The following is a 26,105-nucleotide window of genomic DNA, read 5'->3' on the forward strand; positions in this document are numbered from 1 at the left end:
GGAAGCGTCCGCGCATCACCATGGCAAGGCAAGAAGCCAACGAGCAGTTTCAGATCACCTCGTTCCTGGACGGCGCCAATGCTGCCTATATCGAGCAGCTCTATGCGCGCTACGAAGACGATCCCGCATCGGTCTCCAGCGAGTGGAGCGCCTTTTTCAAGGCGCTGGAAGACAATCCTGACGACGTGAAGAAGGCGGCGAAGGGCGCGTCCTGGCGGCGGAAGAACTGGCCGATCCAGGCGAACGGCGACCTCGTCTCCGCCCTCGACGGCGATTGGGGTGTTGTTGTCGAAAAGGCGATCGAGACCAAGGTGAAGGCCAAGGCAACGGCCGAAGCCGCGGCGACCGGAAAACCGGTAGACATGGCTCAGATCCTGCAGGCGACGCGGGATTCCGTCCGCGCCATCATGATGATCCGCGCCTACCGCATGCGCGGCCATCTGCATGCCAAGCTCGATCCCCTCGGCATCGCCGCAGCCGTGGAGGACTATAAGGAGCTCTCTCCCGAGGCCTACGGTTTCACCGAGGCGGATTACGACCGCAAGATCTTCATCGACAACGTGCTTGGGCTCGAATACGCGACCGTCCGCGAGATGATCGAGATCCTCGAGCGCACCTATTGCTCGACGCTCGGCGTCGAATTCATGCACATGTCCAATCCTGAGGAAAAGGCCTGGATCCAGGAGCGGATCGAAGGTCCGGACAAGGGCGTTGCTTTCACACCGGAAGGCAAGAAGGCGATCCTCGCCAAGCTGGTCGAAGCCGAAGGTTACGAACAGTTTCTCGACGTCAAGTTCAAGGGTACGAAGCGCTTCGGTCTCGACGGCGGTGAATCGCTTATTCCCGCCCTGGAACAGATCCTCAAGCGCGGCGGCCATCTCGGCCTTAAGGAAGCCGTCTTCGGCATGGCCCATCGCGGCCGCCTGAATGTCCTCTCCCAGGTCATGGCGAAGCCGCACCGCGCCATCTTCCATGAGTTCAAGGGCGGTTCCTACGCGCCGGACGAAGTCGAAGGCTCGGGCGACGTCAAGTACCATCTCGGTGCCTCTTCCGACCGTGAATTCGACGGCAACAAGGTTCACCTTTCGCTGACGGCGAATCCGTCGCATCTTGAAATCGTCAACCCGGTCGTCATGGGGAAGGCCCGCGCCAAGCAGGACATGAGCGCTACCGTGTGGGACGGTGACATCATTCCGCTTTCCGAGCGCGCCAAGGTCATGCCGCTCCTGATCCACGGCGACGCGGCCTTCGCAGGCCAGGGCGTCGTTGCGGAAATTCTCGGCCTTTCCGGCCTGCGCGGCCATCGCGTTGCCGGCACGATGCACGTCATCATCAACAACCAGATCGGCTTTACCACCAATCCGGCCTTCTCGCGTTCGTCGCCCTATCCATCCGACGTCGCCAAGATGATCGAGGCGCCGATCTTCCACGTCAACGGCGACGATCCGGAAGCCGTCGTCTACGCGGCGAAGATTGCCACCGAATTCCGCATGAAGTTCCACAAGCCCGTCGTCGTCGACATGTTCTGCTATCGTCGCTACGGCCATAACGAAGGCGACGAGCCGTCCTTCACGCAGCCGAAGATGTACCGGGTCATCCGCAGCCATAAGACGGTGTTGCAGCTCTATGCGGAACGGCTTGTGGCTGAAGGTCTGCTGAGTGACGGCGAAGTCGAGAAGATGAAGGCCGATTGGCGCGCGCATCTCGAACAGGAATTCGAGGCTGGCCAGTCCTACAAGCCGAACAAGGCAGATTGGCTGGACGGCGAATGGTCGGGCCTGCGCACCGCTGACAATGCCGACGAGCAGCGCCGCGGAAAGACGGCCGTCCCGATGAAGACCCTGAAGGATATCGGCCGCAAGCTGTCGGAAATCCCGGCCGGTTTTCATGCGCACCGCACCATCCAGCGCTTCATGGAAAACCGCGCCAACATGGTTCAGACCGGTGAAGGCATCGACTGGGCCATGGCGGAAGCGCTGGCCTTCGGTTCGCTCTGCGTCGAAGGCCACAAGATCCGTCTCTCCGGACAGGATTGCGAACGCGGCACCTTTTCGCAGCGCCATTCGGTTCTCTACGATCAGGAAACCGAGGAGCGCTACATTCCGCTCGCCAATCTCTCGCCGAGCCAGGCGCGTTACGAGGTCATCAATTCGATGCTTTCGGAAGAGGCCGTTCTCGGTTTCGAATATGGCTATTCGCTAGCCCGTCCGAATGCGCTAACGCTCTGGGAAGCGCAGTTCGGCGACTTCGCCAACGGCGCGCAGGTCATCTTCGATCAGTTCATCTCGTCTGGTGAACGCAAGTGGCTGCGCATGTCGGGCCTCGTTTGCCTTCTGCCGCATGGCTATGAGGGCCAGGGCCCGGAACACTCGTCCGCTCGCCTCGAACGCTTTCTGCAGCTCTGCGCCGAAGACAACATGCAGGTCGCCAACGTCACGACGCCGGCAAACTACTTCCACATCCTGCGCCGTCAGCTGAAGCGTGACTTCCGCAAGCCGCTCATCCTGATGACACCGAAATCGCTGCTTCGCCACAAGCGGGCAACATCGAGCCTTGCGGAACTTGCCGGAGAGTCCTCGTTCCACCGTCTGCTCTGGGACGATGCCGAGGTCATCAAGGACGGACCGATCAAGCTGCAGAAGGACAGCAAGATCCGTCGCGTCGTGCTCTGCAGCGGCAAGGTCTATTACGATCTTCTCGAGGAGCGCGAAAAGCGTGGCATCGACGACATCTACATCCTGCGCGTCGAGCAGCTCTATCCGTTCCCGGCCAAGGCGCTCATCAACGAGCTTTCGCGCTTCCGCAACGCCGAAATGGTCTGGTGCCAGGAAGAGCCGAAGAACATGGGCGCATGGTCGTTCATCGATCCGTATCTGGAGTGGGTGCTCGCCCATATCGACGCCAAGTATCAGCGCGTGCGCTATACCGGTCGTCCGGCAGCCGCCTCTCCCGCGACCGGTCTGATGTCCAAACATCTGGCGCAGCTTGCCGCATTCCTCGAGGATGCGCTCGGAGGCTGAGGAAGAGCGGATGGCATATTTTCACATGAAACTCGTGCCTCCGCGTCCAAGCTTTCCGCATGATGCGACCGGGGAGGAAATGGCGGCGATGAAAGAACATGCTGACTATTGGCTCCGGCAGACTCAAGCGGGCACGGCGATCGCCGTCGGGCCCGTTTTCGACCCCCGGGGAGCCTGGGGCATGGCTGTCGTCGAGGTCGACGATGCCGATGCGGTTCAGGCACTTATAGAGGCTGACCCCGTCACCATCGCGGATCTCGGGTTCAGCTATGAAGTATCCCCTATGCCCTCACTGCTCTTCCGGCAATCTGGCGCCGCAACCGCCGTCTAATTCGATAACTATCAATTCAGGATTTGAACAATGGCCACAGAAATCCGCGTCCCAACCCTCGGCGAATCCGTCAGCGAGGCAACCGTCGGCACCTGGTTCAAGAAGGTCGGCGACACCGTGAAGGCCGATGAGCCAATTCTCGAGCTTGAAACCGACAAGGTGACGATCGAGGTTCCGGCTCCTGCTGCCGGCACCCTCTCCGAAATCGTCGCCCAGGCCGGCGAGACGGTCGGGCTCGGCGCACTTCTCGGCCAGATCGCGGCAGGCGCCGCCGGTGCAGTAGCTGCTCCGGCCGCAGCACCTGCAAAGGTTCCCGAAACTGTGGCCGCTGCTCCGGCTGCACCTGCTGCGGCAGCACCGGCCGCCGCTCCGGCTGCGGTCTCTTCGATGCCGCCGGCACCGGCTGCCTCCAAGATGCTCGCCGAAAACAATCTTTCCGCCGAGCAGGTCGATGGCAGCGGCAAGCGCGGCCAGGTTCTGAAGGGCGACGTCATCGCGGCGGTCGCAAAAGGCATCTCCGCTCCGTCGTCTGCACCTGCCCCCGCCCCGGCTGCGCCGCGCGGTCCGTCGACCGTCGAGGACGCAGCCCGCGAGGAGCGCGTCAAGATGACCCGCCTGCGCCAGACCATCGCCAAGCGCCTCAAGGACGCGCAGAACACCGCTGCCATGCTCACCACCTATAACGAGGTGGACATGAAGGCCGTCATGGACCTGCGCAATAAGTACAAGGACATCTTCGAGAAGAAGCACGGCGTCAAGCTCGGTTTCATGGGCTTCTTCACCAAGGCGGTCACGCATGCGCTGAAGGAACTGCCGGCCGTCAACGCCGAGATCGACGGTACCGACATCATCTATAAGAATTACTGCCACATCGGCGTCGCAGTCGGCACCGACAAGGGTCTTGTCGTCCCGATCGTGCGTGATGCCGACCAGATGTCGATCGCCGGGATCGAGAAGGAAATCGGCCGCCTCGGCAAGGCCGCCCGCGACGGGCAGCTTTCCATGGCCGACATGCAGGGCGGTACGTTCACCATCTCCAACGGCGGTGTCTACGGATCGCTGATGTCTTCGCCGATCCTCAACGCGCCGCAGTCGGGCATCCTCGGCATGCACAAGATTCAGGAACGTCCGGTCGCGATCGGCGGTCAGGTGGTCATCCGTCCGATGATGTATTTGGCGCTCTCTTACGACCACCGCATCGTCGATGGCAAGGAAGCCGTTACCTTCCTCGTACGCGTCAAGGAAAGCCTTGAAGATCCGGAGCGGCTGGTTCTCGACCTCTGAGGAGCGGCTCTCATGGGGAAGTGGTACATGCGTGCGCTGGCCGGGCTCGTGTCCGCCGTCGCTATTCATGTACCCTGCTCCGCGCGGGCGGCTGGATGGCATGTTGCGAAGGCCAGCAGCGGTTTCGGGCTGGCCTCGCTTGATGATGCCGAGCTTTCCCGTCGCTTGACCGGGACCATTCCCATAAGTGATCTAGAGCTTTGCTCCGAGCGTATCGGCCCTGCCCCCATCATACAATTCGACCGCTCCGCTTTCGAAAGAAGCATCACGCTGGGCCACGATCCGGAGAAGCTTGATCAGGCTTTCGGCGCAATTGCCGCCGCCAACATCCGCTTCGCGGATAACCGCCCACTCGTGCTGCTCAAGCATTTCCATTCGACCAGGAACGCCGACGGGCAGCAGGAGGCGGAAAAACAGTGAGCACCGCGATCAAAAGCACGACCAGACGGCTGGGTCCTATCCATTGGATGATGATTGCCTGTGCTTCTTTTCCGATACCGGCACTGGCCGATTGTGTGCAGGAGCGGGCCATCTACGGCGATGCCGACGGCGCCTACGAACTGCGGTTCGAACCCCTCGAATCCGAGGCCGCGGCGGCCAGCAATCGCTTCAGGGTCGCCGTGCAGAAGACGTCCCTGATGCTCGACGGCTACGTCATGCAATCTGACGATCCGCCCCAATCGAATGGAATCATCCTGTTCAATTGCCCCGGAGGGGATGTGACGGGCGCCGAACTTAGCGCCTGTACCGTCTGGCAGGGAACGATCTTCGCCTCCGATGAAGCAGGCAAAACCGATGTGCTGCCGCCCGAGGGCGCTGAAGCGGCTACCCGGCTGGTGCTGCCGGACTTCGGTCCAGCCGTTCGCAAATCTTCGATCTGGGGAGAAGGAAAGGCGACCGTCGCGCCTTCAGATGTGCTGACCCTTAAGGGCTGCACAGAATGACGGGACCGGGAGGAGTGCTGCCAGTGCGGCAGCTTTTTTGGATTTGGTTTGCGTCTCGCTCTGTCGCGCGCCGCGGACTGATGGATTTTCAAAGAGGATAAATACATGGCTTACGATCTTATCGTCATAGGAACCGGTCCCGGCGGCTATGTCTGCGCCATCAAGGCGGCGCAGATCGGGCTCAAGGTTGCCGTCGTCGAAAAGCGCGCGACCTATGGCGGCACCTGCCTCAACATCGGCTGCATCCCGTCCAAGGCACTGCTGCATGCGTCCGAGATGTTCCATCAGGCCGGCCATGGCCTGGATGCGTTCGGTGTCGAGGTTGCGGCACCGAAGCTGAATCTTTCGAAGATGATGGCGCACAAGGATGCGACCGTTAAGGCGAATGTCGACGGTGTCGCCTTCTTGTTCAAGAAGAACAAGATCGACGCCTTCCATGGCACCGGCAAGATCGTCTCCGCCGGCAAGGTTTCCGTCACCAACGACAAGGGCGAGGCACAGGAAATCGAAGGCAGAAACATCGTGATTGCCACCGGCTCCGATGTTGCCGGCATCCCCGGCGTCCAGGTCGACTTCGATGAAAAGGTGATCATTTCCTCAACCGGCGGCATCGCGCTGGAAAAGGTGCCAGCAACCATGATCGTGGTCGGCGGCGGCGTCATCGGTCTCGAAATGGGCTCGGTCTGGTCGCGTCTCGGCTCCAAGGTCACGGTCGTTGAATATCTCGACACCATTCTCGGCGGCATGGACGGCGAAGTCGCAAAGCAGTCCCAGCGTCTGCTCGCAAAGCAGGGAATCGAATTTCATCTCGGTGCGAAAGTCACCGGCGTCGAAAAGTCGGGCAATGGCGCCAATGTTACTTTCGAGCCGATCAAAGGTGGCGACAAAGTCACGCTCGACGCCGAAGTCGTGCTGATCGCAACCGGTCGCGCGCCCTATACTGCAGGCCTCGGCCTTGAAGAAGCCGGCGTCAAGCTCGACAACCGTGGCCGTGTCGAGATCGACGGTCATTTTAAGACCAATGTCGACGGCATCTACGCGATCGGCGACGTCGTGAAAGGGCCGATGCTGGCCCACAAGGCGGAAGACGAGGGCGTGGCGCTCGCCGAGATCATTGCCGGCCAGGCCGGTCACGTGAACTACGATGTCATCCCGAGCGTCGTCTACACCCAGCCGGAAATCGCCTCCGTCGGCAAGACCGAGGAAGAGCTGAAGGCCGCGGGCATTGCCTACAAGGTCGGCAAGTTCCCCTTCACGGCGAACGGCCGTGCCCGCGCCATGCTGGCGACGGATGGTTTCGTCAAGATCCTGGCGGACAAGGAGACCGACCGTGTGCTCGGCGGTCATATAGTCGGCTTCGGCGCAGGCGAGATGATCCACGAGATCGCCGTGCTCATGGAATTCGGCGGTTCCTCGGAAGATCTCGGCCGCACCTGCCATGCACATCCGACCATGTCGGAAGCGGTCAAGGAAGCGGCTTTGGCCACCTTCTTCAAGCCGATCCATATGTAAGCTGATCTGCGAGAAATCCGAAAGCTGCGGCGCTGCCGCGGCTTTTTTTGACGTCAGTCGACGGATGTTACACTGAAGCCCTGCCGGCGCAGCAGCTCGACAAGCCCTGAATCGCCGGGCAGATGCAACGCGCCGACGGCCATGAAGACATTGCCGTTGGCAAGGATCGGAGCTGCGCGTTCGGCCATGATCTTGTTGCGGTCGAGAATGATGCGCTGTTCGAAGGCAGCATACTCGCCATCCGTCCCCTCGCCGTCCGGCGTCACGGCCTTCAGCATGGGCATGGTCATGCCGATATTGCCGGAGAGATAGAGCTCGGTCATGGTCTCGATGATGTCGTTCATCTGATCGCCGAGTTCGAGGGTTTCGATCAGCGATTTGACATGGAATTCAACGGGCAGATCGGCCATCGCCTGAATCTGCTCAGCAAGAGTCTCGAGCCCCCTGACCTGCTTGCCCTCGGCTGCGGCATCGGTTGCAATCTTCTGGTCAAGGAATTTAGCGCCCTTTGCCTTGCGTGCGATCTCGCAGGCAGGCAAGGTGACGACGCTGGCAATCATCCACGGCTTCATGCGGGAAACCGCTGAAAGCGGAATTCCGCGCTGTTTCAATCCCGTTTCCAGACGGGCATTGTCTTCCGGCGACAGGAGTGCGCTGATCGTCTTGCCGTCGGTGAACATGGTCAGCTCGGGCTTGGCGAGAAGGGCGAGCGCGGCCTTTTTCTCATCCAGGATCTCGTCGGATTCGATGATGATCGTGTCCGCCTTTGCGTTGGCCTCCGGCGCCCCCTTGGGCATGGTGAGCACACGTGGATCGGTCACATGCATGGTGCCGAGCAGCCAGGACGGCTTCAGACCGGGCTTCTCTATCTTCCAGAAGGTGCTTTTTCCATTCGGCGTCTCATCGGCTTCCCTGACCATGCCTGCATAGCGTTGAGGGTCCGTGCGCGGCAGGTCGGTCAGGAGATTCTTGCCTCCGCACGCCGCATCGTCTGCGGCCTCGGCTGGCGAAAACCAGAAGAGGGCAACCAGCAGCGCAGCGACAAGCAGCAGATGACAGGCGGCAATCAGGCCGAGGGCGATATCACCCGGCCGTGGGCGTGCAAGGGAGATGCTTCTCTCGCCGATGGAAATATTCATTTCGATGTCTCGATCATAAACACCCAATCAGCTCTACGCCCCGCTCGCGCATATTCCCTTAAAGAGACCGGTTAACGTTCTGTTACGCGCGCGGATGGGCGCGATCATAGACTTCGAGCAGCCGCGATGCATCAACGCCGGTATAGACCTGCGTTGTCGATAGACTGGCATGACCGAGCAATTCCTGGATGGTACGCAAATCCCCGCCACCGGCGAGCAGGTGCGTCGCGAATGAATGCCGGAGCGCATGCGGCGTTGCCGTCTCCGGCAGGCCGAAGGCGCTCCTGAGCTTCTGCATGGCGCGCTGGATGATCGCCGCCTGCAGTTTTCCGCCGCGCGCGCCGCGGAAAAGCGGCTCTCCTCTTTCCAGCTGATACGGGCAGAGAGCACGGTATTTGTCGACGGCCTCGATGACAACAGGCAGAAGCGGCACGAGCCGGGTCTTGTTGCCCTTGCCCGTGATGCGCAACGTTGTCGCAGCCGGTCCGATAGCATCCGCAGTCAGGTCGAGCGCCTCGGAAATTCGGAGGCCGCAGCCGTAAAGCAATGTCATGACCGCAGCATCGCGGACAGCGATCCAGGGTTCGTCCTGGAGCTGGGCCTGATCACCGACAACGGTCAATGCCTGCTTGTCCGATAGCGGCTTGGGAAGCGACTTCGGCTGCCGCGGGGAACGCACGGCAGCCGCACCGGCGGCATTCACCATGCCTTTCTTTTCCAGATGGCGCAAAAGCGAGCGAAGACCGGCCAGGTTGCGTCCGAGCGAACGGGCGCCGGATCCTTGCTTTCGGCGTGCGGCGAGGAAAGCGCGGAAATCCGCCGGACGCAGCGCCTCGATATCCTTGAGCGAGACAGGCCCGCCGAGATGACCGGTCATGAAAGCGAAAAACTGCCGCGTGTCGCGCTCATAGGCATCGAGCGTGTGCCCAGAAAGGCGTCGCTCGCGTCCGAGGCTTTCCAGCCAGGACTGGCGTTCGGCCATGAGTGCCGGATCGGCGATGATCAACAGTTCGCTCAGGGACGACCTCTTGAATTTGTAACTCGATCTGCCACTTTGCAGTACGAGGGTTATGGAATCCCTAATGTTTTGCGACTGCTGTCATGCTTCGATCATATTACGCTGCGATAGATCATCACTCAACCAGCAGGAATTTTCATGGCACGCCGTGATTCGATGAGCGCTCTCGGACAGCTCGCAGGAGCCATCGCCCTGGTATCTCACGGCCAACCTGGCCACATTGTTGACACCTTGATTGCCGAACGCGGTCAAAAGATCGTGCGCAATCCGGTCTGGCCGCTGATGCGGCCTTTCCTCTACACGCTGCTACGCTACAGCAAGGCGATTGAGTTCGCCGACGCCGTCGCCAACATGCCGGGTTTCCAGGCCTTTGAATATCTGAGCAATGGCCTGAAGCTCGACATTGCGGTGACCAATGGCGAGCGCATCCCCGCCTCCGGCGGCTTCATCCTCGTCAGCAATCATCCGACCGGCATCGCCGACGGTGTCGCCGTCTTCGATCTTTTGAAAGCCCGGCGCCCGGACATGATGTTCTTTGCCAACCGTGACGCCGTGCGCGTCAACCCGCGCTTCGCGGAAATGATCATTCCGGTCGAATGGCGAGAAGAACATAAGAGCAAGCTGAAGGCGCGCGAAACACTGCAGCTTACCAATCGCGCCGTCAATGCCGGCAAGGCGACGGTGCTCTTTCCCTCCGGTCGCATCGCCTATTGGGCAAACGGGCGACTGAACGAACGGCCATGGAAAACTTCCGCGGTGGGTCTGGCGCGCAAATACAATCTGCCGATCCTGCCGGTCCATATGAAGGCTCGCAATTCCGGACTTTTCTACTGGTTCGCAAAATGGTCGACGGAACTGCGCGACATGACCGTGTTTCACGAGCTCCTGAATAAACGCGGAGACCGTTTCGAATTCGTCATCGGCAATCTCATTCCGACGGCAAATCTCGACGGCGACATCAACGACGTGACGAAAGCTCTCGAGAAACATACGGTCTTCGATCTGGCCATCAACGCCGATGCACAGTTTCTGCCGGCGGCTTCGCCCGAAGCGCTTCCAACCTTGACCGCACGTACCTTTTGACCGACGACGAATAGGGCTTCGGCAATCAAGCGATCGATGCGCACACGGGTTTTCTTTTGCGGCCGTTGCGGGCATGGTCTGGCGCGATGAGCAAAGATTCGTCCGATCTCTTTGGCGCCCTTTTGGAGCCGCCATCCGTACGCCGCACAGTCCCGGTCCTGGTGCCTATGCCCGCGCCGAAACCCTACTCCTACGCAGTGCCGGATGGCATGGCGATCGAAGCTGGTTCGGTGGTGCAGGTGCCGCTCGGTCCTCGGCAAGTGATCGGCGTCGTCTGGGACAGCGGCGATGAAGGAGAGGTCGATCCGAAGAAACTGCGCCCCATCAGCCATGTCTTCGATTGCCCGCCGCTCTCCAAAGAGATGAGAGACTTCGTCAACTGGGTCGCCGCTTACACGCTTTCTCCACCAGGACTGGTCGCACGCATGGCGCTGCGGGCGCCGAATGCCTTCGAGCCGGAGCCGATGATCGAAGGACTGCGCTTTGTCGGTGGCCAGCCTGAACGAATGACCCCCGCACGAGCGCGGGTGCTGGAAGTCGCATCCGATGGCTTCTCCTGGACGCGCAGCGGCCTTGCGCATGCGGCCGGGGTTTCATCAAGCGTCATCGACGGCCTGACTGCTCAGGGAATTTTCGAGACCGTCTTTCTTCCGCCACCGCCGGTCGTCGCAAGACCGGATCCGGAGTTCATTTCCTCGCGGCTGGAAGGCCTGCAGCGGGAAGCGGCCGACGAACTGCTGGCGAGCGTGCGCGCGAAGGATTTTTCGGTCTCTTTGATCGATGGCGTTACAGGGTCCGGCAAGACGGAAGTCTATTTCGAGGCGATCGCCGAGACCCTGCGGCAGGGAAAGCAGGTATTGATCCTGCTGCCGGAAATTGCCCTGACGGCCAGCTTCCTCGAACGTTTCCAGGATCGGTTCGGAGCCAAGCCTGCTGAATGGCATTCCGATCTGCCTCCCCGCATGCGCGAAAGGGTCTGGCGCCAGGCAGTGACGGGAGAGGTACGCGTGGTCGCCGGGGCGCGCTCGGCGCTCTTCCTCCCCTTTGAGGATCTCGGCCTCATCATTGTCGACGAGGAGCACGATCCCGCCTATAAGCAGGAAGACCGCATCTACTATAATGCCCGTGACATGGCAGTCGTCCGCGGCAGGATCGGTAATTTTCCGGTGGTCCTGGTGTCGGCGACACCGTCCGTCGAAAGCCAGGTTAACGGACAGAGCGGCCGCTACACCACCATCCATCTCCCCACCCGCTTCGGCGACGCGGCTCTGCCGGATCTGCACCTCGTCGATATGCGCCGCCACCCGCCGGAACGCGGCGGCTTCCTGTCGCCGATCCTGATCCGCGCCATCGCAAAGACCGTCGAACGCGGCGAGCAGGCGCTGCTCTTCCTCAACCGCCGCGGCTATGCGCCGCTGACCCTCTGCAGGGTCTGCGGCCATCGCTTTCAATGCCCGCAGTGTTCGAGCTGGCTGGTGGAACACCGATTCCGGGGACAGATCCAGTGCCACCAGTGCGGCTATGCGGAGCGGACGCCGGAGGCCTGCCCGGAATGCGGCACATTGGATCATCTGGTCGCCTGCGGCCCCGGCGTCGAGAGAATTGCCGAGGAGGTGGAGCGGCATTTTCCGGAGGCGCGCACGATTGTGCTGTCCTCGGACATCATGGGCGGCGTCAAGCGGCTGCGGCTTGAATTGGAGGCGATCGCCAAGGGCGAGGCGAATATCGTCATTGGGACCCAACTCGTCGCCAAGGGGCATAATTTCCCTTTGATGACGCTGGTTGGTATCGTCGATGCCGATCTCGGCCTTGCCAATGGCGATCCGCGCGCAGCCGAACGCACCTTCCAGCTCCTATCGCAGGTCACCGGCCGCGCCGGCCGGACCGGCCTCAAGAGCCATGGCCTGCTGCAAACCTACCAGCCGCAGCATCCGGTCATGCAGGCAATCGTTTCCGGCGATGCGGGCGCCTTCTACGAGCGCGAGATATTGGAACGGGAACGGGCCGTGCTGCCGCCTTTCGGACGGCTAGCCTCCATCATCGTTTCAGCCGAGACGCGCCATGATGCCGAGACGCATGCGCGCGGCATGCGCCAGGCAGCTCCTCAGGTCCAGGGAATTTCCGTGCTGGGGCCGGCCGAAGCGCCGCTTGCGTTGGTGCGCGGGCGCCATCGCTTTCGGCTTCTGGTGCATGGCAGGCGCAATTCCGATATGCAGGGCTTCCTCCGAGCCATGCTCTCGCAAGGGCCGAAGGAACGGGGCTCGATCAATGTCCAGCTCGATGTCGATCCGCAGAGCTTCCTGTGAGGCCGTAAGCGGCTCCGCTTGTCTCAGATAGGCCGAGCTTCCACTCTGGCGTTCTCGGGATTCCCTCGCTCGGCGCTTCATGTCATAAGGGGCTGCTTTATCGCGTGATTTGGGGCCACTGATGGAATTCTACTTTCCGACCGAACTTGGAGAACAGCTTGCCTTCGGCGCAGCCGCCTTTACGGCGCTGTTCGGCCTGTTCATGATGTTTGCGCCGGGATACGGCTTCCGGCTCTTCGGGCTCCAAGCGAGAGACGGCAGGGCTGGGGCCTTTGCCGAAGGGCGTTCCACTATGGGCGGCTTCTATCTCGGCTTCGGACTGTCGGCCATTTTCCTGGCTCAGCCCATGCTCTATCTCGCCCTCGGGGCCTCCTATGCGCTTGCAGCCTTCGCGCGGATTGTCTCCATTATGTCTGATAAGGGGAGTGCAATAGTCAACTATTTACTTTTGGTTGCGCAGATCATTTTGGCCGCGCTTCCGCTTTCGTATTTTTTCGGCTTTACCTGAACTCGAAAACGACGAGGCAATCCTACATAATCGATTGCGTCGCGGCGGTTTAGGCCGTTTTTGCCATCAGATTTTCACGGGAATGCGGTAATCGACCAATACGCTTGTTGCGAGTCTCAACATCCTATGTTAGACGGACCCCGAAATTCGGAAGCAGCAGGAGCGCATTCCTGCGATTTCTGGGGGAAAATCAAAACGAATTCAGGAAGATAGGGCGACCGCTCGCTGGAAGTCGGCTTCTTGAACTTAAATCAGGGAAATTTGTGCCCGTGGCAGACACATCCCAGCCTACCTCTGGTGTTGCAGAACGATATGCCTCGTCGCTTTTCGAACTTGCCCTCGAAGAAGGCGCCGTAGAGAGCGTTTCCGCCGATCTCGACCGTTTCCAGGCCATGCTCGATGAGAGCGACGATTTGAAGCGCTTCGTGGCCAGCCCCGTTTTTTCCGCAGAAGATCGCATCAATGCAATCGTCGCACTCTGCGACAAAGCGGGCATCGGCGGCTTCGTCGCGAATTTCCTCAAGGTTGTGGCGGATAACCGCCGCCTCTTCGCCCTTCCGGGCATGATCCGCGCTTTCCGGGACATTGCCTCCCGTCATCGCGGCGAAATTTCCGCCGAGATCACCTCGGCCCATGCGCTGACGCCGGCGCAGGAAGATGAACTGAAGGTGGCGCTGAAGGGCGTGACCGGCAAGGAGGTGGCAATCGCCGTCTCCGTTGACCCGTCGATCCTCGGCGGCCTGATCGTCAAGGTCGGGTCCCGCCAGATCGATACGTCTCTTCGCACCAAACTTTCTACCCTTAAGCTTGCACTGAAAGAGGTTGGCTGATGGATATCCGCGCCGCGGAAATTTCCGCAATTCTCAAAGATCAAATCAAAAATTTCGGCAAAGAAGCTGAGGTCACGGAAGTCGGCCAGGTGCTTTCGGTCGGCGACGGTATCGCTCGCGTCTACGGTCTGGACAATGTCCAGGCCGGCGAGATGGTCGAGTTTCCGGGCGGTGTGCGCGGCATGGCGCTGAACCTCGAATCCGACAATGTCGGCGTCGTTATCTTCGGCTCCGACCGTGACATCAAGGAAGGCGACACCGTCAAGCGCACCGGCGCGATCGTTGACGTCCCGGTCGGTCCGGAGCTGCTCGGCCGCGTCGTCGACGCGCTCGGCAACCCGATAGACGGCAAGGGTCCGATCAACGCGACCCGACGTGCGCGCGTCGACATCAAGGCTCCGGGCATCATTCCGCGCAAATCCGTGCATGAGCCGATGTCGACCGGCCTCAAGGCCATCGACGCGCTCATTCCGGTCGGCCGCGGCCAGCGCGAGCTCGTCATCGGCGACCGCCAGACCGGCAAGACCGCGATCATTCTCGACACCTTCCTGAACCAGAAGCCGATCCATGACAACGGCCCGGACCAGGACAAGCTCTACTGCGTCTACGTTGCCGTTGGCCAGAAGCGCTCGACCGTTGCCCAGTTCGTCAAGGTTCTCGAAGAGCGCGGCGCACTGAAGTACTCGATCGTCATCGCTGCAACAGCCTCCGATCCGGCCCCGATGCAGTACCTCGCCCCGTTTGCCGGCTGCACCATGGGCGAATATTTCCGCGACAACGGCATGCACGCCCTGATCGGTTACGACGATCTGTCGAAGCAGGCTGTCGCCTATCGCCAGATGTCGCTCCTGCTGCGCCGCCCGCCGGGCCGCGAAGCCTATCCGGGCGACGTTTTCTACCTGCACTCGCGTCTGCTCGAGCGCGCCGCGAAGATGAATGATGACAATGGCGCCGGTTCGCTGACGGCCCTGCCGGTCATCGAAACGCAGGGCAACGACGTTTCCGCCTTCATTCCGACCAACGTGATCTCGATCACCGACGGCCAGATCTTCCTCGAAACCGACCTCTTCTATCAGGGCATCCGTCCGGCCGTTAACGTCGGCCTGTCGGTTTCCCGCGTCGGTTCCTCGGCGCAGATCAAGGCGATGAAGCAGGTCGCAGGCTCGATCAAGGGTGAACTTGCCCAGTATCGCGAAATGGCTGCCTTCGCGCAGTTTGGTTCCGACCTCGACGCTGCGACGCAGCGCCTCTTGAATCGTGGTGCCCGCCTGACCGAGCTCCTGAAGCAGCCGCAGTTCTCGCCGCTGAAGACGGAAGAACAGGTCGCGGTAATCTTCGCCGGCGTCAACGGCTACCTCGACAAGCTCGCCGTCAACCAGGTCGGCAAGTTCGAGCAGGGTCTGCTTTCCTACCTCCGTTCCGAAGGCAAGGACATTCTCGATGCGATCCGCACGGAAAAGGCCATCAGCGACGATATCAAGGGCAAGCTGAAGAACGCCCTCGATACCTTCGCCAAGTCTTTCTCCTGATCGGACTCCTACCTAGGACGGACCACGGATGCCTTCACTTAAGGATCTGAAAAACCGGATCGCCTCCGTCAAGGCGACGCAGAAGATCACCAAGGCGATGAAAATGGTCGCCGCGGCGAAGCTTCGGCGTGCGCAGGAGGCGGCCGAGGCCGCCCGGCCCTATTCGCAGCGCATGGGCGCGGTTCTGGCGAATATTTCCCAGGCTATGACCGAAGCTGATGGCGCACCGCGTCTGATGACCGGCACCGGCAAGGACGATGTACATCTGCTCATCGTCTGCACCGCGGAGCGCGGCCTCTGCGGCGGCTTCAATTCGCAAATCGCGCGCTTCGCTCGCGATCATATCCGCAAGCTCCTGGCCGAAGGCAAAACGGTAAAGATCTTTACGGTCGGCAAGAAGGGTTACGACATTCTGCGTCGTGAATTCGCGTCGCTGATCATCGAGCGCAAGGAGCTGCGTGACGTCAAGCGCATCGGTTTCGAAAACGCCGATGAGATTGGAAAGCGCGTCATCGACATGTTCGAAGACGATGCATTCGACGTCTGCACGCTGTTCTATTCCGAATTCAAGTCCGTCATCAGTCAGGTTCCAACCGCCCAGCAGCTCATCCCGGCAGCGGCTGGAGAGGCCTCGACCCAGGACGCCGCGCATGCGGACGCCGTTTACGAATACGAACCGGAGCCGGCCGCGATCCTCGACGATCTGATCCCGCGCAACATCTCGGTACAGATCTTCCGCGCGCTCCTTGAGAATGTCGCCGGCGAAATGGGCGCGAAGATGAGCGCCATGGACAATGCGACGCGCAATGCCGGTGAGATGATCAACAAGCTGACGCTCAACTACAACCGCCAGCGTCAGGCGCAGATCACCAAGGAACTCATTGAAATCATTTCGGGCGCGGAAGCGCTCTGAGGTTAGAGAAAGAGGGTAAGAAAATGGCTAGGGCAGCTACCCCGAAAGCGGCAGCGAAGACCGCCGCTAAGACGACCGCCACAGGCTCTGTCGGCAAGGTCACACAGGTTATCGGCGCCGTCGTGGACGTTGCTTTCGAAGGCGAACTGCCGGCGATTTTGAACGCGCTCGAAACGGAGAACCATGGCCACCGCCTGGTTCTGGAAGTAGCGCAGCACCTCGGCGAGAACGAGGTCCGCACGATTGCCATGGACTCGACCGAAGGTCTTGTCCGCGGTCAGAACGTTGTCGATACCGGCAGCCCGATCGCGGTTCCGGTCGGCGACGAAACGCTCGGCCGTATCATGAACGTCATCGGCGAACCGGTCGATGAAGCCGGCCCGCTGAACACGGCAACGAAGCGCGCCATCCACCAGGACGCCCCGGCCTATGTCGACCAGTCGACGGAAGCCCAGATCCTCGTCACCGGCATCAAGGTCGTCGACCTTCTCGCTCCCTATGCAAAGGGCGGCAAGATCGGCCTCTTCGGCGGCGCAGGCGTTGGCAAGACCGTTCTCATCATGGAACTGATCAACAACGTCGCCAAGGCGCATGGTGGTTACTCAGTCTTCGCCGGCGTGGGTGAACGTACCCGCGAGGGCAACGACCTCTATCACGAAATGATCGAATCCGGCGTCAACAAGCATGGCGGCGGCGAGGGCTCCAAGGCTGCGCTCGTTTACGGCCAGATGAACGAACCGCCAGGCGCCCGCGCCCGCGTCGCACTGACGGGTCTGACCGTTGCTGAACACTTCCGCGATCAGGGCCAGGACGTTCTGTTCTTCGTCGATAACATCTTCCGCTTCACCCAGGCAGGTTCGGAAGTGTCGGCTCTGCTCGGCCGCATCCCGTCGGCCGTCGGTTATCAGCCGACGCTCGCAACAGACATGGGCACGATGCAGGAGCGCATCACCACCACGACCACCGGCTCGATCACGTCGGTTCAGGCCATTTACGTTCCGGCCGACGACTTGACCGACCCGGCGCCGGCAACCTCGTTCGCCCACCTGGACGCAACGACGGTTCTGTCGCGTTCGATCGCGGAAAAGGGTATCTACCCGGCTGTCGACCCGCTCGACTCCACCTCGCGCATGCTCGACCCGATGGTTGTCGGCGAAGAGCACTATGAGGTTGCCCGTAAGGTTCAGTCGACGCTGCAGCGCTATAAGGCCCTGCAGGATATCATCGCCATCCTGGGCATGGATGAACTGTCCGAAGAAGACAAGCTCGCCGTCGCCCGCGCCCGCAAGATCGAGCGCTTCCTGTCCCAGCCGTTCTTTGTCGCCGAAGTCTTCACCGGTTCGCCGGGCAAGCTCGTCGCACTCGAAGACACGATCAAGGGCTTCAAGGGTCTCGTTAACGGCGAATACGACCATCTTCCGGAAGCAGCCTTCTATATGGTCGGCTCGATGGAGGAAGCCATCGAGAAGGCCAAGAAGCTCGCTGCTGCTTGATGACCGATAGTCTTGACGAGATTTTCTGCTGCGACGCTCTGAGGGAAGTCGCAGCAGAACTTCCCGCTCCGGCGGCACCGACGATCTATAGATCCGATGACGGCGTGCTGATGATGGTAGTGGGATTGATCCAGACCGAAGATGGGCTTGGTTATCTCGATCAGGCAATACAGCACTGCCCGTTCTGCGGGTCCAAACTGCTAGATGCAAAGGCCACCGAAAAGGTAAGTCACTAATGCCCGACAGTTTCAATTTTGAACTCGTGTCCCCGGAGCGCCTGCTTCTGTCGGAGATGGTGACGGAAGTTGTCATTCCCGCGACCGAGGGTGAAATGACCGTTATGGCGCACCACGCCCCGACCATGACGACGATCAAGCCAGGTATCGTCACCGTCCGCTCGGCTTCCGGTGTCAAACAGGATTATGTGGTTTTCGGCGGCTTTGCCGATATCCTGCCCACGGGTTGCACGCTGCTGGCAGAGTCGGCCGTTCCCGTCGAAGAACTGGCCGACGAACTGACCCGACGCATAGATGTGGCAAAGAGAGAGCTCGCGGACGCGCATCATCACGATCAGAAATCGCGCCTCGAGCACTTCATCATGGACCTGACGCATCTGCAAGGTCTCGTCGAGGATTGACTCCGCGGTGTGAACAGGCGGTAAAAAACCCATCACATAGCCCCGAAAATCGGAATCGATTTTCGGGGCTATTCATTTGAGGGAAGCGATAGCGCGGCTTTCGTTGCTACGCAGTTGTCCTTGTTGATGCGAGGTAAGCTTTCCACGAAAGGGCGGTGTGAGAGCTGCATGAAGCCCGGCCGATAGATATCTAATGGCGGTACCTAGCGCGGATGCCTCCACATCACAGGAAAGCGGACAGAGGCCCATTCCAGCGGCGATGGCGGAGCGCCTTATTCCGGTAATCGGGATAAGTCATCGCTCCAGCGTTATGCCGCGTTACGCTCAAATGGACCCGCGTTTCAAAAGCCGGTACCGCCGCGCAGTTCCGACGCCAGCGTCCCAAAGAAAATCTTCACGTCGAGCCAAAGATTGAAATTCTGGACGTAGTAGATATCGCAGGCGATGCGCGCGCGTGCTTCACGCGCCCGGTCGGTAGGCCCTCTCCAGCCACGCATCTGCGCAAGTCCTGTAATGCCCGGCCGCATGACGTGACGCGTGTGATACTCCGGAACGAGATCCTCATAGAGTTTGCCCGCCGCCAGCATATCGACAGCGTGGCAACGGGGTCCGATAAGCGACATGTCCCCCCTGATAACATTCAGAAGCTGCGGCAGTTCGTCGAGATTGGTGCGGCGCAGGATGGCCCCAATCCGCGTAACCCGAGGGTCGTTCCTGACGGTCTGACGCACGCCGGTCGGATCGCCGAGATTGCTGTGCATCGAACGGAATTTAAGGACTTTGATCTTGCGGCCGTTGAGGCCCCAACGCACCTGCTGGAAGAAGACTGGCCCTTTACTGTCAAGCTTGATCAGCAATGCGAGGAAAAGGAAGAACGGCAAAAGAATAAGGAGCGCGACGGCGGATGCGCCGACGTCAAACAGCCTTTTTGCCGCCAACTGTGCGGATCTGCGCTTGGGAGAGTCTCCACGCATGCCGGAATCCGCAATATTGGAATTTGCAACGACGTATTTTCTTGGTCCACCGACCTGCATGGAAGAATATGTAGAATATTTATTCTTCGAATAAGATGCGCTCATGCCATTATACCGGATTAGTTTGACGAAATTGGATGTCGCGGGCCGATCGATACAGATTCGCGGCACATTTGTCATCCTGATATTTAACGATTGGTTAACCTCATTATAGCCAAAACTGGGCGGAATAGCTTTACCCCGTTGGGCAAAATTCTTTAAAGCGGCTGAGAAATATTCAACAGAAGCTGCTGATGTAACTGCGCGGCTTCCGGAGAGAGCGAGCGGAAACTTGGTGTGCCGAGATAATAACCGAAGCCGCTCTCGACCCGGTCCTGACCAACCGTCAAAAGGGCGCCGGAGCGCAGATGTTCCTCGATGAGCCCCACGCTGCCGAGCGCAATGCCTTCACCACGCAGGGCAGCCTCAATCGCCATGATATAGGTGGAGAACGAAAGGCGCGGCCGCGGCGGCTTTCCTTTGAGCGGCGTTGCAATGCGCCCAAACCACTGTCGGAAGGAAATCCAGTGCGCGTTGAAGCGCTCGTAATCGATAAGGTCCAGCCCGGCGATGTCCTCCGCCGTCAGTATATCTGCCGTTAGCCCACGCCGTGCAAGGTAATCCGGCGAGGCGACCGGCACCAGAACTTCCCGCATCAGCAGGGTCAGGTTCCACCGGGGATGCTCCCCGGTCGAATAGAGGATGACGAGATCATTGGTCTCCGATGCCAGCTCTGACGGCGTATCGGTCGTCAGCAGGCGTACGGAGATATCAGGACTTTCCTTGCCGAAATCCTTGAGCCGTTGACCAAGCCAAAGATGCGAGACCGATCCGCTGGCGGCGATCGAGATGATCTGGGGCGTGCCGCCGCGAAACGGCTCCAGGCTTTCTTCCAGATATTCAAGCGTCGCACGTACCCGCCGGAAGAGACGTTCGCCATCGGGCGTCAATGCGAGGTTACGGCCACGCCGGACAAAAAGTTGAGCCCCGAGATGATCCTCCAGCCCCTTGATGCGGCGGCTGACGGCAGCCTGGGTGATATTGAGCTCGCGGCCGGCCCGCGAGAAATTCATGGCGCGGCAGGCTGCGTCGAAAACACGGAAAGCTTCGAGCGGGATCTTGTCAAGCATGCGATCTCCATGACTTCAAATCATCAATATGGCCGACAAATCCCCTTGTTTGAATAGTTCAGATTGTGATGCATCAATATTGAAGTCCAGTGCATCCAATTCCGGGGTGATTTCGGTGCGATTTTCCGTCTCTTCCGTTCCTGATATTCGTTTCGGCGAAGACGCTTTGTCCGAGCTCGCATCGGCGGCCCGCTCCTTCGATGACATGAAGACTGCCTTGCTCGTCATCGACGGCTTTCTCGCGCGGGCCGGGCTGGCGGATAAGATCCGGTCGGTCCTGCAGGATACAGGCATTGAAACGCGCGTCTTCTCGGACTTTGCCGGTGAACCGAAACTCGCGCATTTGCAAGCCGCGCTTTCGATGTCCCTGGGTGTGGAACTGGTGATCGGTGTCGGCGGCGGTTCGGCTCTGGACATTGCCAAGATCGCCGCGTCCATTGCGACCTCCGGTGAGGATCCAATGCACTACGCGCTGGCCGCCAATCCGCTGCCGAAGCAAGCGCTCGGGAAGATCATGGTGCCGACGACCGCCGGAACCGGGTCGGAAGCCTCCGCCACCAATATCTTCACGGGGCCGCAAGGCAAGAAGCTCTGGATCTGGGGGCCAGAGACCAAGGCCGATCTCATTATCCTCGATCCCGCCTTGACGGTGACGCTGCCGGCAGATCTCACCGCATGGTGCGGACTGGATGCTTTCGTCCATGCCTTCGAAGCGGCAACGAATCGCAATACGCATCGGGGCGCTCAGCTATACGCGCATGAGGCGATACGGTTGATCACCGCTTCGCTGGAAATCGCCGTGAGGGAACCCGGCAACATCGAGGCACGCGGCGATGTCCTGCTCGGCTCCTGTCTCGCCGGTATCGCCATCGACAATTGCGGCACGGCGATCGCGCACAATATCAGCCACGCGCTGGCGGCACTCGCCCCGGTGCACCACGGCCTTGCCACCGCGCTCGCCTTCGAGGCGACGCTTGCCTGGCTGGTCGAGTCCAATGCGCCTGGGCTCCACGCAGCCGCACGAGCCTGCGGCGTCGCGAAAGCTGCCGCATTGCCCGCCTTTGTTTCCGAATGGATGGATCGCTGTGGAATTGTCCGCGCGCTGCCGAGCGCCTTTGGGACGTTCACTGCAGCCGATCTGGCCGGGGAGATGCGTGCGCCGGAAAACCAGCCGATGCGCCGTTCCACCATCCGCGAGGTCGGAGACGCCGATATCGATCGGTTCGCTGCCGCCATGATGGCGTTGCCGAAGGAGATCTAGAATGGCCACGGAATATACACACAAATATTGGGAAAATCTCCTCTCCGGACTGAAGCCGGAGGGCCGTCACTTCATCGCCGGCGAGCATTGCGCTTCCCTCTCCGGAAGAACCTTCAAGCGCATCCGGCCGATGGATGGCAGGCCGGGCGCCGAACTCGCGCGCGGCAATAGCGACGACATCGATGCGGCGGTCTCGGCTGCCCGCGCAGCTTTCCAAAGCGGCGTCTGGCGAAACAAGGAGCCGCTCGAAAAAAAGAAGATCATGCTGAGATGGGCGGAGCTCATCCGCGCACGCGGCGAAGAACTCGCCATCATGGAAACGCTTGACGTCGGCAAGCCGGTCATGGCGTCGCTCACGGTCGATGTCCGCCTCTGCGCCGATGGCATTCAGTATTACGGCGAATTGATCGACAAGCTCTATGACGAAATTGCGCCGACCGCGCCAAATGCCCGCGCGCTCGTCAGAAAGGTGCCGCTCGGGGTCGTTGGCGCGATCACACCTTGGAACTATCCGATGATCATCGATGCCTGGAAGCTGGGTCCCGCCATCGCCGCCGGCAATTCCGTCGTGCTGAAACCGGCGGAGCAATCCTCCCTGTCGGCCATCCGGCTTGCGGAACTGGGCTACGAGGCAGGCTTGCCTGCCGGCGTCTTCAACGTCGTTACCGGTTACGGCGAAGAAGCCGGAAGGCCGCTCGCGCTCCATATGGACGTCGATATGATCGCCTTCACCGGATCGACGCAGGTGGGCAAGCTCATCATGGGTTATGCAGCGCAATCGAATGTGAAGCGCGTGGCACTTGAACTCGGCGGCAAGTCGCCGCTCGTCGTCTTCGAGGATGCCGACCTCGATGCTGCCGCAAGTGCCGCCGCCTGGGGCTGTTTTTATAATTCCGGCGAGACCTGCCACGCCTCGACACGGCTCATCGTTCACCGCTCCGTGCAGGACAGGCTGATTGCAGAGATTGAGGCGGTGACGAAAAGCGACATTGTTCTCAGGCATCCGCTCGATCCGTCGGCGCAGATCGGCGCGCTGATCGAGGAAGAGCACATGCAGAAGGTGCTTTCGATGGTCGCTGCCGGCGAAAAGGAGGGCGCAAGACGCGCCTTCGGCGCCGAACGCGTGATGGAGGAAACCGGCGGCTATTATATTTCCCCGGGCGTCTTCGTCGATATGACCAATGATATGAGCCTCGCCCGGCAGGAAATCTTCGGGCCTGTCCTTGCGGCCATCCCCTTCGATACGGAAGAGGAAGCGCTGGCGATCGCCAATGACACGATCTATGGCCTTGCCGGCGCGGTCTTCACCAGAGACATGGAACGCGCCCACCGTTTCTCGGAAGCGATCCATGCCGGAACGGTCTGGATCAACACCTATGACATGTCGAGCTTCGCCACCCCCTTCGGAGGGTTCAAGCAATCGGGCTTCGGTCGCGACCGTTCCATCCATGCCATCGACAAATATTGTGACTACAAGACGATCTGGCAGCAGTTCGGCTAAAGCAATTCCAGGAAAAGTGCGAGGCAGTTTTCCATCCGGGATTGCGTAGATTCAATAAGTGAGCGCGATAAGCGCTGGAGGCGGTATCATGAGCAGAGTGGCTTCGATCGAGATTACCCATCACCGCCTTCCCCTGGACCCGCCATTCAAGGCGAGCTGGGATGGCCGCGCCCGCAACCATTTCGATGCCACCATCGTCCGTGTCCGCGATGACGAGGGTCGCGAAGGCATAGGTTCCGGCGATCTTATGAAGGGCTTCGAGGGACACGAGGACCTCTTCATCGGTGAGGATCCGCGCCATCTGGAGCGGCATTACGAGGTTCTCTCGCACATCAATTTCCACTATGGCCGCTGCTGGCCGCTGGATCTCGCCCTCTGGGATCTCGCCGGCAAGATCACCGGAGAACCCGTCTGGCGCATGCTTGGCGGGCGTTCCGACAGGGTCCGCCTCTACGCGTCTTCAGGTGTTCTGCGTGAGCCCGCCGCCATGGCCGATCAGGCGGAGCGTTATATCGAGGAAGGTTTTGCAGCGATGAAGGTTCGCTTTTCCTCCTCACGCGGCGGACGGGCAAGCTGGCATGACGACGTCAAGGCGCTGGAGGCTATCCGAGCGCGGACCGGCGACGGACTGGAACTGATGGTGGACTGCAATCAGGGCTGGCGCATGCCCTGGGACACCACGCTACCCTGGACGTTCAAGGATGCCCTGGCCGTTGCAAGGGAGCTCGAACGGCTCGGCGTCTACTGGATGGAGGAGCCCCTTCATCGATCCGACCGCAAGGGCATGAAGGCCCTGAAGGAAGCAACCGACATCCGTATCGCTGGCGGCGAGATGACGCGCGAACTCTCGGAATTTCGCGACATCATCGAAGAGCGGGCCCTCGACGTCATTCAGCCGGATGTGGCGCTCGTCGGCGGCATCACTGGCTGCCGCAGGCTCGTCTACCAGGCCCGTGAAGCCGGTGTCCTATTTACGCCGCACTCTTGGACCAATGGTATTGGTGTGCTGGCGAACGCGCATCTGACCGCGGGTGTTGGCGACGCCCCTTGGCTCGAATATCCGTATGACAATCCGGACTGGAGCGAAGCGCGCCGCGATTATCCGCTGGCAGTGCCGCTCAGGCACGAAAAGGGTTGGCTGGATTTGGGGCAGACTCCCGGCCTCGGTGTTGCTCTCGACGAGGAGCGACTGAAAGCCACTCTTTTGTGACTGTATCGGTGTCCACGCCGGCGTATTTGGTCTGGACGCCCGTTTCCCATCAACTTGCCGTCCTGCGGATTTCCGTTGGGCGGCTCTTTTGTCCGTGCCACCGGCTTCTACCGAGCGGCGGGAAGCCATCTGCTTTTTTCCAGACTGCCGGCCCGGCGCACGACTGGTCGCTCCAGAAAAGTGTAGCTTGCTGTCGCAGCCAGCAGGATGAGGATAGTCGCCATAAGGCTCGACACGATCCAGCCACTCAAGGCATCAGCGGATCCGACGCCGAAACTGCCGGGGACGACCTTCACCATCATCGACAGGACGATGTCCTGCCATATGTAGATGCCGAACGATATCGTCGCGATAAGGCGAACAACCCTGTTGTCCAACGCATCTCCCAGAAACTCGGAGCGTGGCAACGCGCAGAGCGCTGCGCCCACCGCCATCGGCAGGAGAGGAAAGCGATAAGGTATGCCGAGCCAGCCATAGCCTTCCCATGTTCCGCCCACCGAGCGGAAAAACTGCATGGCGCCGGAGGTGAGTGCCATCAAGGCGACGACATCGAAGATAATTGAACGGCGCTCCGGCAGCATGGTATGGATGCCGGCGGCAAGAGCACCAATGGCGAAGATCACGAAAAAGCCGATTGGATTGAAACGCGGCATCCATTCCTTCGCACCTCCCTGCATTCCGAAATTCCACCCGCGTGCCAGCTCATCCATTTGAATTTGCGAAACGATAAGCCAGTGCCCGAAAAGAGCCGTCATGGCGACCATAAGAAAGACGATACGCCTTCCTCCGGGCCCCAGAGCTCCTGGAAATCTTGACAGCAAAACAAAGCAGAGCGGCAACAGCACATAGCAGGTCGCTTCAAAAGGAATCGACCATAGCGGCCCATCGCCGTCGACCGGAAAGAAGGTACGCCAATGCCATTGGCTCATGAGGAAAAAGCCCGCGAGATAGCGCCCGACGCGTTCGCTGTTTAGCGGAAAATCGTAGACGGTGAAGCTGAGCACGAAGCCAGCCGTCAGGGCAATCCAGAAGCCGGGTAGCACTCGTGCAGCCCTGCGCAACCCATATGCCTTCAGGGGTGGCAGGGATTGCTTATTGTCAAGCGCGGTCCAGAAAGGCCGCGCCAGCAGGAAACCGCTGAGAACGAAAAAGATCGAAACGCCGTAATTGCCGAATCGCGCCAGTTCGAACATCGGCCGGATCCCATCGGAGACTGCGTTGAAGTCGAGCCTGAGCACCAGATGATGGACCAGGACCAACAGACACGCCAAAGCACGCATGAAATCGGCACCGGCCAGCCGTCCTCCCATCCTCACCTCCACGAAACTCTCACTATATGTTGGTTAGGACATCACAACTTCCGAGGCAAGCCGGCGGCTGAGGCGCCCGGACAACATCTGTCCGGGCGCCCCCAATTCTTCACACCTGCCAGGAAGTGAAGAA

General features: G+C 60.3%; 24 protein-coding genes. 18 read left to right on the forward strand and 6 right to left on the reverse strand.

Going from position 1 to position 26,105, the window contains the following annotated elements; translation table 11 throughout:
• The first annotated feature begins 20 nt into the window (after positions 1-20).
• From AAE029_RS22510 to lpdA, 6 genes are all read left to right on the forward strand, one after another.
• Positions 21-3,020, forward strand: coding sequence for a 2-oxoglutarate dehydrogenase E1 component (locus tag AAE029_RS22510; protein ID WP_371075124.1), 3,000 nt, complete (start codon positions 21-23; stop codon positions 3,018-3,020).
• Between the two features lie 10 nt (positions 3,021-3,030).
• On the forward strand, positions 3,031-3,351 hold the full coding sequence (locus AAE029_RS22515; RefSeq protein WP_371075125.1) for a YciI family protein: 321 nt from the start codon (positions 3,031-3,033) through the stop codon (positions 3,349-3,351).
• A 30-nt stretch (positions 3,352-3,381) separates the two neighbouring features.
• Entirely contained in the window at positions 3,382-4,635 is a 1,254-nt protein-coding gene (odhB, locus tag AAE029_RS22520; protein ID WP_371075126.1) for a 2-oxoglutarate dehydrogenase complex dihydrolipoyllysine-residue succinyltransferase, read from the forward strand.
• Between the two features lie 12 nt (positions 4,636-4,647).
• A complete protein-coding gene (locus AAE029_RS22525; protein WP_371075127.1) occupies positions 4,648-5,055 on the forward strand; it encodes a hypothetical protein in 408 nt (135 codons plus the stop codon).
• Between the two features lie 47 nt (positions 5,056-5,102).
• Entirely contained in the window at positions 5,103-5,579 is a 477-nt protein-coding gene (locus AAE029_RS22530) for a hypothetical protein (protein WP_371075276.1), read from the forward strand.
• A 105-nt stretch (positions 5,580-5,684) separates the two neighbouring features.
• Positions 5,685-7,091 (forward strand): dihydrolipoyl dehydrogenase, encoded by a 1,407-nt coding sequence (gene lpdA, locus AAE029_RS22535; protein WP_371075128.1) that lies wholly within the window; start codon positions 5,685-5,687, stop codon positions 7,089-7,091.
• A gap of 53 nt (positions 7,092-7,144) precedes the next feature.
• Here lpdA and AAE029_RS22540 read toward each other — a convergent pair whose 3' ends face one another.
• Both AAE029_RS22540 and AAE029_RS22545 read right to left on the reverse strand, forming a co-directional pair.
• Entirely contained in the window at positions 7,145-8,230 is a 1,086-nt protein-coding gene (locus tag AAE029_RS22540; protein ID WP_371075129.1) for a TraB/GumN family protein, read from the reverse strand.
• A gap of 82 nt (positions 8,231-8,312) precedes the next feature.
• Positions 8,313-9,248 carry a tyrosine recombinase XerC gene (locus tag AAE029_RS22545; protein WP_371075277.1) on the reverse strand — a complete coding sequence of 312 codons (936 nt, stop codon included), beginning with the start codon at positions 9,246-9,248 and terminating at the stop codon, positions 8,313-8,315.
• A gap of 138 nt (positions 9,249-9,386) precedes the next feature.
• Between AAE029_RS22545 and AAE029_RS22550 the strand changes: the two genes are divergently transcribed.
• The 9 genes from AAE029_RS22550 (at position 9,387) to AAE029_RS22590 (ending at position 18,547) form a co-directional block, all read left to right on the forward strand.
• Positions 9,387-10,331 carry a GNAT family N-acetyltransferase gene (locus AAE029_RS22550; protein ID WP_371075130.1) on the forward strand — a complete coding sequence of 315 codons (945 nt, stop codon included), beginning with the start codon at positions 9,387-9,389 and terminating at the stop codon, positions 10,329-10,331.
• Between the two features lie 86 nt (positions 10,332-10,417).
• A complete protein-coding gene (locus AAE029_RS22555) occupies positions 10,418-12,637 on the forward strand; it encodes a primosomal protein N' (protein WP_371075131.1) in 2,220 nt (739 codons plus the stop codon).
• A gap of 121 nt (positions 12,638-12,758) precedes the next feature.
• Positions 12,759-13,145 carry a DUF4345 domain-containing protein gene (locus tag AAE029_RS22560; RefSeq protein WP_371075132.1) on the forward strand — a complete coding sequence of 129 codons (387 nt, stop codon included), beginning with the start codon at positions 12,759-12,761 and terminating at the stop codon, positions 13,143-13,145.
• A 263-nt stretch (positions 13,146-13,408) separates the two neighbouring features.
• Positions 13,409-13,975: a F0F1 ATP synthase subunit delta gene (locus AAE029_RS22565; RefSeq protein ID WP_371075133.1), complete on the forward strand. Its 567-nt coding sequence runs from the start codon at positions 13,409-13,411 to the stop codon at positions 13,973-13,975.
• The gene (gene atpA / locus AAE029_RS22570) at positions 13,975-15,504 is read left to right on the forward strand and encodes a F0F1 ATP synthase subunit alpha (protein ID WP_371075134.1); all 1,530 of its coding nucleotides are present in this window, start codon (positions 13,975-13,977) and stop codon (positions 15,502-15,504) included. Before AAE029_RS22565 ends, atpA begins: the two co-directional genes overlap by 1 nt.
• Before the next feature lie 28 nt (positions 15,505-15,532).
• The gene (locus tag AAE029_RS22575) at positions 15,533-16,417 is read left to right on the forward strand and encodes a F0F1 ATP synthase subunit gamma (protein ID WP_371075135.1); all 885 of its coding nucleotides are present in this window, start codon (positions 15,533-15,535) and stop codon (positions 16,415-16,417) included.
• 23 nt (positions 16,418-16,440) lie between these two features.
• Positions 16,441-17,910: a F0F1 ATP synthase subunit beta gene (gene atpD / locus AAE029_RS22580; protein ID WP_371075136.1), complete on the forward strand. Its 1,470-nt coding sequence runs from the start codon at positions 16,441-16,443 to the stop codon at positions 17,908-17,910.
• Positions 17,910-18,146, forward strand: a complete 237-nt coding sequence (locus tag AAE029_RS22585) for a hypothetical protein (RefSeq protein ID WP_371075137.1) — start codon at positions 17,910-17,912, stop codon at positions 18,144-18,146. The genes atpD and AAE029_RS22585 overlap by 1 nt, the downstream gene beginning before the upstream one ends.
• Positions 18,146-18,547, forward strand: a complete 402-nt coding sequence (locus tag AAE029_RS22590; protein ID WP_371075138.1) for a F0F1 ATP synthase subunit epsilon — start codon at positions 18,146-18,148, stop codon at positions 18,545-18,547. The genes AAE029_RS22585 and AAE029_RS22590 overlap by 1 nt, the downstream gene beginning before the upstream one ends.
• A gap of 341 nt (positions 18,548-18,888) precedes the next feature.
• On the opposite strand, the gene AAE029_RS22595 is transcribed toward AAE029_RS22590, so the two are convergent.
• The 3 genes from AAE029_RS22595 to AAE029_RS22605 form a co-directional block, all read right to left on the reverse strand.
• A complete protein-coding gene (locus AAE029_RS22595) occupies positions 18,889-19,626 on the reverse strand; it encodes a sugar transferase (protein ID WP_371075139.1) in 738 nt (245 codons plus the stop codon).
• A gap of 152 nt (positions 19,627-19,778) precedes the next feature.
• Positions 19,779-20,690 carry a LysR substrate-binding domain-containing protein gene (locus tag AAE029_RS22600; RefSeq protein ID WP_371075140.1) on the reverse strand — a complete coding sequence of 304 codons (912 nt, stop codon included), beginning with the start codon at positions 20,688-20,690 and terminating at the stop codon, positions 19,779-19,781.
• 15 nt (positions 20,691-20,705) lie between these two features.
• The gene (locus AAE029_RS22605) at positions 20,706-20,897 is read right to left on the reverse strand and encodes a hypothetical protein (RefSeq protein ID WP_371075288.1); all 192 of its coding nucleotides are present in this window, start codon (positions 20,895-20,897) and stop codon (positions 20,706-20,708) included.
• Between AAE029_RS22605 and AAE029_RS22610 the strand changes: the two genes are divergently transcribed.
• The 3 genes from AAE029_RS22610 (at position 20,806) to AAE029_RS22620 (ending at position 24,662) form a co-directional block, all read left to right on the forward strand.
• Entirely contained in the window at positions 20,806-21,951 is a 1,146-nt protein-coding gene (locus tag AAE029_RS22610; protein WP_371075141.1) for an iron-containing alcohol dehydrogenase, read from the forward strand. The two genes, AAE029_RS22605 and AAE029_RS22610, sit on opposite strands and share 92 nt — an antisense overlap.
• 1 nt (position 21,952) lies before the next feature.
• The gene (locus AAE029_RS22615) at positions 21,953-23,452 is read left to right on the forward strand and encodes an aldehyde dehydrogenase (RefSeq protein ID WP_371075142.1); all 1,500 of its coding nucleotides are present in this window, start codon (positions 21,953-21,955) and stop codon (positions 23,450-23,452) included.
• A gap of 88 nt (positions 23,453-23,540) precedes the next feature.
• Positions 23,541-24,662 (forward strand): mandelate racemase/muconate lactonizing enzyme family protein, encoded by a 1,122-nt coding sequence (locus tag AAE029_RS22620; protein WP_371075143.1) that lies wholly within the window; start codon positions 23,541-23,543, stop codon positions 24,660-24,662.
• 107 nt (positions 24,663-24,769) lie between these two features.
• On the opposite strand, the gene AAE029_RS22625 is transcribed toward AAE029_RS22620, so the two are convergent.
• Positions 24,770-25,978 carry an acyltransferase family protein gene (locus tag AAE029_RS22625; protein ID WP_371075278.1) on the reverse strand — a complete coding sequence of 403 codons (1,209 nt, stop codon included), beginning with the start codon at positions 25,976-25,978 and terminating at the stop codon, positions 24,770-24,772.
• Between the last annotated feature and the right edge of the window lie 127 nt (positions 25,979-26,105).

The organism is Sinorhizobium sp. CB7, assembly GCF_041357635.1.
Lineage (GTDB): Bacteria > Pseudomonadota > Alphaproteobacteria > Rhizobiales > Rhizobiaceae > Rhizobium.

Coding starts and splice junctions, on each gene's coding strand:
- AAE029_RS22510 (WP_371075124.1), top strand. CDS start 21: ATGGCAAGGCAAGAAGCCAACGAGCAGTTTCAGATCACCTCGTTCCTG.
- AAE029_RS22515 (WP_371075125.1), top strand. CDS start 3,031: ATGGCATATTTTCACATGAAACTCGTGCCTCCGCGTCCAAGCTTTCCG.
- odhB (WP_371075126.1), top strand. CDS start 3,382: ATGGCCACAGAAATCCGCGTCCCAACCCTCGGCGAATCCGTCAGCGAG.
- AAE029_RS22525 (WP_371075127.1), top strand. CDS start 4,648: ATGGGGAAGTGGTACATGCGTGCGCTGGCCGGGCTCGTGTCCGCCGTC.
- AAE029_RS22530 (WP_371075276.1), top strand. CDS start 5,103: ATGATGATTGCCTGTGCTTCTTTTCCGATACCGGCACTGGCCGATTGT.
- lpdA (WP_371075128.1), top strand. CDS start 5,685: ATGGCTTACGATCTTATCGTCATAGGAACCGGTCCCGGCGGCTATGTC.
- AAE029_RS22540 (WP_371075129.1), bottom strand. CDS start 8,230: ATGAATATTTCCATCGGCGAGAGAAGCATCTCCCTTGCACGCCCACGG.
- AAE029_RS22550 (WP_371075130.1), top strand. CDS start 9,387: ATGGCACGCCGTGATTCGATGAGCGCTCTCGGACAGCTCGCAGGAGCC.
- AAE029_RS22555 (WP_371075131.1), top strand. CDS start 10,418: ATGAGCAAAGATTCGTCCGATCTCTTTGGCGCCCTTTTGGAGCCGCCA.
- AAE029_RS22560 (WP_371075132.1), top strand. CDS start 12,759: ATGGAATTCTACTTTCCGACCGAACTTGGAGAACAGCTTGCCTTCGGC.
- atpA (WP_371075134.1), top strand. CDS start 13,975: ATGGATATCCGCGCCGCGGAAATTTCCGCAATTCTCAAAGATCAAATC.
- AAE029_RS22575 (WP_371075135.1), top strand. CDS start 15,533: ATGCCTTCACTTAAGGATCTGAAAAACCGGATCGCCTCCGTCAAGGCG.
- atpD (WP_371075136.1), top strand. CDS start 16,441: ATGGCTAGGGCAGCTACCCCGAAAGCGGCAGCGAAGACCGCCGCTAAG.
- AAE029_RS22585 (WP_371075137.1), top strand. CDS start 17,910: ATGACCGATAGTCTTGACGAGATTTTCTGCTGCGACGCTCTGAGGGAA.
- AAE029_RS22590 (WP_371075138.1), top strand. CDS start 18,146: ATGCCCGACAGTTTCAATTTTGAACTCGTGTCCCCGGAGCGCCTGCTT.
- AAE029_RS22595 (WP_371075139.1), bottom strand. CDS start 19,626: ATGAGCGCATCTTATTCGAAGAATAAATATTCTACATATTCTTCCATG.
- AAE029_RS22600 (WP_371075140.1), bottom strand. CDS start 20,690: ATGCTTGACAAGATCCCGCTCGAAGCTTTCCGTGTTTTCGACGCAGCC.
- AAE029_RS22605 (WP_371075288.1), bottom strand. CDS start 20,897: ATGTCATCGAAGGAGCGGGCCGCCGATGCGAGCTCGGACAAAGCGTCT.
- AAE029_RS22615 (WP_371075142.1), top strand. CDS start 21,953: ATGGCCACGGAATATACACACAAATATTGGGAAAATCTCCTCTCCGGA.
- AAE029_RS22620 (WP_371075143.1), top strand. CDS start 23,541: ATGAGCAGAGTGGCTTCGATCGAGATTACCCATCACCGCCTTCCCCTG.